Raw genomic sequence first — 2984 nt, 5'->3', positions numbered from 1 at the left:
CATCATAAAGGGAATGCTCTTTTTCTTTCTATAGATTTATGGTCATTATAACCGTCTGTTCATGGACTGGCAAGCCCGATAGCTTTCGGATAAAAAACGGTAGCTATAACAACCAAGCATCTGGCATTATGTCGGAATCTTCTTGGTTGTAAGCAGTATCTATCACGACTGAAAGATATGGAAACACCTCAGATACTTGAAACCCTTTATGGTATCAAGGTTACTGTTTGCAAATGCTGTGGTGGTCATCTTGGAAAACCACAGCAGAGAATACCTTTGCGCATTTAGAATCGACTAACTAAATAATTTCAAAAAGCCTCAGTAATGAGGTTTATTTGTCGTGCCAAGATTTTGCAAAAGCACCATGTAACAATGCAGAGAATTCTTGTATCTCACTTGTATTCATAAAAAAAGCAAGAATTGAAAATCCATACAGATCGGCTACACGGACGCGACTTTGTTCACTTTGGCAAAATCAAACGCGGTGCAAACGAAAGGTCAGTTTTTCTATAGTTTAAGACTGCTTTTTCGTTTACACCGCTATTGATTGTAGCCTAAAGAAGTTGTTGGGTTCTTTACATAGATTAAATATCAATTTATAAATCAAACTCGTCTTCTATCTTTTCCTGTTCGTCTATAATATTCATCCTTATCTGCATACATCAACTTATCAGCCATTGCCTTAATTTCTTCAAAATTAAGTTCTATATGTTCTGAACAAACAACTACTCCCTTAGACACACTAAGTTCAGAAATAAGATTTCCCTGGAAGTTTTCAGTTAAATAATCAAATGTCTTAACTGCATCCTGTGCTTCTTTTCTCGTTCCTCTCAGTAAGGCAACAAACTCATCGCCACCTACACGATACGTCCTTCCAAGACCTGAGAATGCATTATCCATACACTTCGAAGCGCCAATAATTAACTCATCCCCTGCTTCATGACCAATATTATCATTAGCTGCTTTTAAACCGTTCAAATCCATCATAATAAGAACGTATTCTATTAAGTTATTATTTTTCTTGATTGTTTCACAGTCAACTTCAAACCCTCGTCTATTATATAAGCCTGTAAGCTCGTCCTTTATAGATGCTTCATATCTTCTGTTGTATGCATCCTTTGCCTTCTTCTCTCTCATACTAATAATAACAAATGAAGTTGTCATTATTAATACGCCTGCAATAAAGATTAAAACAATTGGAAGTATAATTTTATTTACATCCAATTTAACAGGATTATTATCTCTTATTACTATATACCAATCAAATCCTTCGAGATACTTGGTCATATAACAGCCATTCTCCGATAACCGATAATAAAAATCATCATCTGATATATTGCCAAAATATGAATTATCCAAGTAGCCTGTTTCTATAGAACTTACATCCGTATCAACCTGTATAAGTCCATCATGATTAACTAAATATACTTTGATATTGTATTCTTCCTCGAACCTGGCAAGTATGTCTACAAGGTCATTCATATCAACTCCGACACCACATGCTCCCAAAATGTCTCCATTCGTGTCAATAATACCGTAATTAATAAACACCGAAAGACTCCCGTTATTATCTTCATCAGTATCAACATTAACTATATATCTTTTCCCTGAATCCAAGTAATCCTTATACCATATATCATGGCTGTCATTTTCAACATCAAGATACCTACTTATTCCATTATATGTATAATATGCTCTTGTTTTATCCGAAACAACAAATACCATTTTATAATCAAATTCATTACCAATGGATACCAGACGATTAGTTATATCGTCTTTGACACTCTCCGCCTCTTCTCTGGTTTTCCCCTCTATGTAGGTTCTTATATCAATATCACTACTAATCGTCTGAGAAACAGTAATTGGCTTAATAAATTCATTCTCAATCTTTGCTGAAACCATCTGCGCAATTGTTCTGCTCTGTATTTCAGAGTTTTCCTTAGTTACCTGCTGAATCACATTCACACATGCTATGATGGAAACATTCATGCTAAGTAGCATTATGATAAGCATAATAACAGCATCAAATCTGCTGTCATTAATCATATTCGTATGTTCATCCCCATTATGAGACCAATCATACATATATGCAGCAAACATGACGACTGAACCTATTCCCAGTCCTAAATTGGTTATAGAAAATCCATAAATAAAGGACTGTACAACTGTTGCAATTATTGGAATAAACGAAAACAGCATCATTGAAATGAAGCTTCGTTTTTCCAAATACTTTCTATACTTAATCGCCATACCTGCTCCTATAAATATGACGACAAGTGATATTAGTGTATATACATACCAGGAATTATTCCTGTGATAATAATTTGCCTCATCGAAATAATACATCCATGGATAAAACAAATTAACCACAACAATGAAAATATTAATGCACGAAAAGATATTGGCAATTTTAACACTATTGCCACTTACTTCAGCACCTTTTTCAACAAAAACAGAACTAACATACCTAACATAGGTATTTGCCATTGCTATGTTCATAGCAAATACCATAAGATTAGCAATTCTAGTTACTAAAATATTAAAAGAACCAAGGTTACCTCTAAAAATATATGCCAAAGTCTCTCCAAAAAACAGAACTGTAGCAATAAGAAATAATCGAACGAACATCCTCATACTCTTCTGTTTTGGATTATTTGCTTTAATTGAAACAAACATTATTAGACAGAACAAACAAAAGAACATATCCATTGTTGCCTGTGCAATTTCAAGACTTGTAATATTCATCTATTTTTCTCCTCATCGGTTGATACTCTTTTTTACCTTATATTTGAATTGATGGATAATGCTTGTTTTTTCTTCTTATACAAGATTACTGTTTTTTCTTCGAAAGGTAAATTTATCAATTCTGCAACTTCAAATTGAACAAAATCGCTGCGCGATGGCCTGCCAAGGCTGTGGCGCAGTTTTCTACTTTTTCTAAAAAAGGCAGTGACAGGATTGTCCCAAGATAGTATTGTTAAAGC

2 protein-coding genes and 1 pseudogene are annotated in these 2984 nt (G+C 34.0%); 1 reads left to right on the top strand and 2 read right to left on the bottom strand.

All coding sequences use genetic code 11. From position 1 onward, the window contains the following. Positions 1–111: 111 nt before the first annotated feature. A pseudogene (locus ACTQ50_RS19340) lies at positions 112–288 on the top strand (IS91 family transposase); the annotation flags it as partial. A 315-nt stretch (positions 289–603) separates the two neighbouring features. On the opposite strand, the gene ACTQ50_RS19335 reads toward ACTQ50_RS19340, so the two are convergent. Then, positions 604–2745 (bottom strand): sensor domain-containing diguanylate cyclase, encoded by a 2142-nt coding sequence (locus ACTQ50_RS19335; protein WP_441485525.1) that lies wholly within the window; start codon positions 2743–2745, stop codon positions 604–606. Positions 2746–2777: 32 nt separating this feature from the next. After that, the coding region (locus ACTQ50_RS19330; RefSeq protein WP_441485524.1) for a hypothetical protein at positions 2778–2984 on the bottom strand (207 nt) is incomplete at its 5' end.

This window comes from Blautia sp. Sow4_E7 (genome assembly GCF_052116245.1).
Classification (GTDB): domain Bacteria; phylum Bacillota; class Clostridia; order Lachnospirales; family Lachnospiraceae; genus Blautia_A.
This window is presented reverse-complemented; position numbering and strand designations above follow the sequence as displayed.